The sequence below is a fragment of the Actinomadura sp. CNU-125 genome (genome assembly GCF_001942465.1).
GTDB lineage: Bacteria > Actinomycetota > Actinomycetes > Streptosporangiales > Streptosporangiaceae > Spirillospora.
Window position 1 is genome coordinate 1 of sequence record NZ_MKJY01000361.1, and the last position, 4,261, is coordinate 4,261.

General features: G+C 76.8%; 5 protein-coding genes. 4 read left to right on the plus strand and 1 reads right to left on the minus strand.

The features are described from left to right. Positions 1-166 precede the first annotated feature (166 nt). A complete protein-coding gene (locus tag BJF79_RS33335) occupies positions 167-1,525 on the minus strand; it encodes an AAA family ATPase (protein ID WP_158079367.1) in 1,359 nt (452 codons plus the stop codon). Between the two features lie 471 nt (positions 1,526-1,996). Between BJF79_RS33335 and BJF79_RS33340 the strand changes: the two genes are divergently transcribed. The 4 genes from BJF79_RS33340 (at position 1,997) to BJF79_RS56145 (ending at position 4,245) form a co-directional block, all read left to right on the plus strand. Further along, positions 1,997-2,941 carry an ATP-binding protein gene (locus BJF79_RS33340; protein ID WP_075903429.1) on the plus strand — a complete coding sequence of 315 codons (945 nt, stop codon included), beginning with the start codon at positions 1,997-1,999 and terminating at the stop codon, positions 2,939-2,941. Further along, positions 2,935-3,084 (plus strand): hypothetical protein, encoded by a 150-nt coding sequence (locus BJF79_RS56140; RefSeq protein WP_158079368.1) that lies wholly within the window; start codon positions 2,935-2,937, stop codon positions 3,082-3,084. Before BJF79_RS33340 ends, BJF79_RS56140 begins: the two co-directional genes overlap by 7 nt. After that, complete coding sequence (locus BJF79_RS54215) at positions 3,078-3,602, plus strand: hypothetical protein (protein ID WP_143220573.1); 525 nt, start codon at positions 3,078-3,080, stop codon at positions 3,600-3,602. The genes BJF79_RS56140 and BJF79_RS54215 overlap by 7 nt, the downstream gene beginning before the upstream one ends. Before the next feature lie 313 nt (positions 3,603-3,915). Next, entirely contained in the window at positions 3,916-4,245 is a 330-nt protein-coding gene (locus BJF79_RS56145; protein ID WP_075903431.1) for a hypothetical protein, read from the plus strand. Positions 4,246-4,261 lie beyond the last annotated feature (16 nt).

A 4,261-nucleotide genomic window follows, 5' to 3' on the forward strand; every position in this document is an offset into this window, starting at 1 on the left:
GAGGGCGGGCGGGGTGGGGGACGTCGGGTGGGGGCGCGGGGTCGTGGAAGGGGGCCAGGCCGGGGAAAGCGCGGGCCAGGCGGCGTTCGACGGTGCCCGGGGCGGCTCCGGCGGCCGTCCAGTTCGCGGGCATCGTCCACGCGGCCGAGCCACAGCGCCCAGGTGGTCAGCCGGTCGGCGGCGTCCGGCGGGAGGTGCCCGGCGCGCAGGGCGGCGGTGAGTTCCGGCAGGTGCCGGATCGCGCGTTCCGGGTCGGCCTGCCACTCCGCGCACGCCAGGTCGAACTGGACCGCGGCGCGTTCGGGTCCGTCGGGGCGGCCGCGCAGCGCGAGCCGCAGCCGGGCGATCGTGTCGGGTCGGCCGGCCGCGCTGGAGATCGGCCCGGACGCCTCGCGCAGCTCGGCCAGCGCCCACGGGCCGGGCACCCGGTCGGCGGCGACGAGCCGGTCGGCGACCTCGGCGGCGGGCGCCCCGGCCCGGTGCAGCAGTTCGGCGCGCGCGGAGCTGGAGCGTGCGGCGCCGGTCGGCCCGCATGCCGCCCAGCACCGCGGCCCGGACGGCCTCGTGCCGGAACCCGGCCCCGGCGGTCAGGCCGGTCGCGGGCCAGCACCTCGCCGGTCAGCGCGACCGCCTGCGCGTCCAGCCCGACCAGCTCGCCGGCGCCCGGACGGGACGAGCGGGGCGGCAGCACCGCGAGGCCGCGGGCGTACGGGACCGCCTCGCACCGGTGCAGGCAGGTGAGAACGGCGCGGCGGAACGCCTCGCCGAACACCAGCTCGGCCGGGTGGGCGGCCCCGGACGTCCGGTGGTCCTCGATGAGCGCGTGCACCAGCAGCGGGTTGCCGCCGGTGGCGCGGTGGCATCCGGTCGCCAGCCGGCGGACCGTCAGCGGGTCGAAATGCCCGGCCAGGACGTTCGCGACGCCGTCCCGGGTCAGCGTCCGCAGCCGCAGCCGGTGGACGCGCGGGCCCCGCAGCAGCTCGGCGTGCAGCAGTGGGTGCGGGGGCGCGGCGCGCACGCACTCGGTGAGCACGAGCATGATCGGCGCGGTGCCCGCCCGGCGGACGAGGTAGTGGAGGAACTGCAGGGAGGCCGGGTCGGCGTGGTGGACGTCGTCGACCGCGATCACCAGCGGCGCTCGGTCCGCGGCCGACAGGAGCGGCGCGCTGAGCCCGCGCAGGACCTCTTCGGGGACGGCCGCCGCGGACGGGCGGCGGGGGTTCGGCACCGCGGCGCCCTCCTCCAGCAGCCGTTCCGCCTCTTCGAGTTGCCGGGGGCTCAGCGCGGGCCAGCCGAACAGCTGACCGACCGCGCTCAGCGGGAAACCGCGTTCGGCGCGGGACGCGGCGGCGGGCAGGAAAGCCGCGCCCGCGGCGATCACCCGCTCGCCGAATTCGTGAATTATGCTCGTTTTTCCGGTTCCGGCCGGGCCTTCCACCATGAATACGGCGCCGCCTGCGGCGCGACTCTCGGCGAAGACCTCGTCGAGCCGGCGCATCTCTCCGGTACGCTCGGCAATGGCCATGCGGACGTCGCCTCCCCCGAAACCCCGGACAGCGTTAACGGGAGGCCGAACCCACGGCGGCGATGGCCGCACCGGGAGCCCGCCTCGGGTCACCGGCAGATGACCGGGCGACATGCGTGTGCCCTTGTGGGGCGACACTTCAATATTCGCACGGCGTCCAGACAAAACCGATGACTCTATACATACGTGTCATTACTCAGAGTTAAGAGAAGCGCTCTCACCTGGGCTTTGTCGGATGCTCGGACAGATGGCCGGATCCAGCCAGCCGTTTCGGCGAACCTGATCACGTCTTTCCCGAACGGATCAATTCCACCGGCGCGCGAACGCGAATACCGGCGGCGCCGCACGGTCCGCCCGGCGGCCACGCCGAGCGGCCGTCCCGCTCCGTTACGTCCCTGTGACTGCTTCCGTGGTCTACTCCGCTCATGGGCTCACCGCCTGCGGAAACGACGGCGAGAGGTGTGTTCGCGCATGGCACAGCGGATCCGGGCGGCTCGCCGGGACGGGCGGGCGGGCGGCCGGGAACGGGAGTCGGCCGCTCTGACGGATCTCCTCACGGCCTCCCTGGACGGACGTCCCGCCATCGCGATCATCGTCGGCGAACCGACCATGGGAAAGAGCACGCTGCTGCACGGATTGACCGATCGGGCGGCCGAGTCGGGCGCACTCGTCCTGTCCGGGCTGCCCTTCGCCGACGATCATGAAGTTCCGCTTTCCCTGATCCGCAATATGATCACCGGGACTTCTCCCGAAACGGTGAGGACATTGCGGCCGCTCCTGGAGGAGGCGGTGCGGGCCGTGCCCGCCGCCGAGTGGAACGCGTCCCCGGAAGTCCTTCCCGTCGCGGCGGCCGCGCCTTTCCGGCGGCTCGCCGGGCGGCTCCTCCGGTCGTCCGCCGAAACACCGCTGCTGATCAGTGTGGACGACGTGCACGCCGCCGACGCCGCGTCCCTGCATTTCCTCGCCCATCTGGCGCGCACCGTCCGGAAAACGGCGCGCATCATGATCGCGCTGACCGAACGCCCCGGCCCGGACGGCCCGCCGCCGTGGTTCCGCGCCGCCCTGCCCAACGACCCCCGGGTCACCGTCCTGCGGCTGCGGCCGCTGTCGCGCGCCGAGCAGGCCCGGCTGCTCGCCGTGCACACCGCCGCCGTGACCCTCGACCGGTGCGACGCCGTCACCGGCGGCAACCCGCTGCTCGTGCGGGCCGTGCTGGAGGACGCCCGGCACGGGCGGGGCACCGTCCCGGGCGCCGCGTACGCGCGGGCCGTCCGGACGCTGCTGGAGCGGCGGGCCCGCGGGCGACGGCGATCGCCCGGGCCGTCGCCCTCGCCGACGGCGCCGTCCCCACCGCGGCCCTGGCCCGGCTGCCGGGCACCGAGGGCGCGCGGGCGCCCCGCCTGCTCGACGTGCTGACGACCGCGGGCCTGCTGGCCGACGGCCGGCTCCGCCACCCGTCCATGGGGGCCGCGATCCTCGACGGCACCCCGCCCGCCGACCGCGCCGACCTGCACGGGGCGCTCGCCGGCTGCTGCACGAGCAGGGCGCGTCCGTGCTGACGGTGGCCGGGCACCTGCTGTCCGCCGCGGCTCGTGCGGCGCCCGGCCGGCCGCGTCCTGGACCGTCCCGGTGCTGCTGGAGGCGGGCGAACGGCACCTGCTGGACGGCGATCCGCGCACCGCCCTCGGCTGCCTGTCCCTCGCGCGCCGCCTCTGCACGGACGAACGGCGCGCCCCCCAGCATCGACGCCGCGCTCGCCCGCGCGCACTGGCGCATCGACCCGGCGGCGATCGTCCCGCTGCTCCCGGCGCTCCGGGCGGGGGTACGGGACGGCCTGGTGCGGCGCGACGACGCCGAGCGCGCGGTCTTCTACCTGATGTGGTTCGGGACGGGCGCGAGGCCGACGAGCTGCTGGAACGGCTCGCCGGACGGCCCGGGGCGACCATGCGGCGCGGGCGCGGCGCGCTGCTGCTCGGCGGCGCCCCGCCGGGGACCGACACCGCGCCGCCCCTGTCCCCGGGCGCCGGGACCGCCGAGCCGGGCGAGCGCGCCTCCGCCGCGCTGGCCGCGGTGCTGACCGGGGACGTGACGGGCGAAGCGTCCGGTGCGGACGCCGAGACCGCCCGCAGATCCTGCGGGACGCGGCGCGCGGCTCCTGGGCGCGGGCCCGGTGTCGACGGCGCTGCCACGCTGCTGTACGACGATCGCGCCCGGGCGGCGGCGGAGCGCTGCGACCCGCTGCTGTCCGGGCGGCGACGCTGCACGATCCCGCCGCGCACGCGCTGCTCGCCGCGATCCGCGCACTCGCGTGCGTCCGGCTCGGCGACCCGGCGGGCGCCGAACGGCACGCCCGGACGGCGCTCGCCCGGATCTCCCCCGCGAGCTGGGGCATGGCGATCGTCCTCCCGGTCTCGGCGCTGGTCCTGGCCCTCACCGCGGCGGGCCGCTTCACCGAGGCCGCCGGGCAGCTGCGCGCGCCCGTCCCGCCGGACGCGCTGCGGACGCCGATCGGCCTGCACCATCGGCAGGCGCACGCGCACCTGCTGCTCGCGACGGGCCACACGGCCGCCGCGCTGTCGGAGTTCCAGGCGTGCGGGGAGCTGATGCGGCGGCGGGGCGTCGACGTACCGGGCCTGGTCGCGTGGCGGATCGGCGCCGCCCACACGCTGCTGCGCGCGCGACCGTCACGGCCGCCGCCGCGCTCGCCGCGGCGCAGCTGACGCGGGTGCGGCCCGG

Coding starts and splice junctions, on each gene's coding strand:
- BJF79_RS33335 (WP_158079367.1), bottom strand. CDS start 1,525: ATGGCCATTGCCGAGCGTACCGGAGAGATGCGCCGGCTCGACGAGGTC.
- BJF79_RS33340 (WP_075903429.1), top strand. CDS start 1,997: ATGGCACAGCGGATCCGGGCGGCTCGCCGGGACGGGCGGGCGGGCGGC.
- BJF79_RS56145 (WP_075903431.1), top strand. CDS start 3,916: ATGGCGATCGTCCTCCCGGTCTCGGCGCTGGTCCTGGCCCTCACCGCG.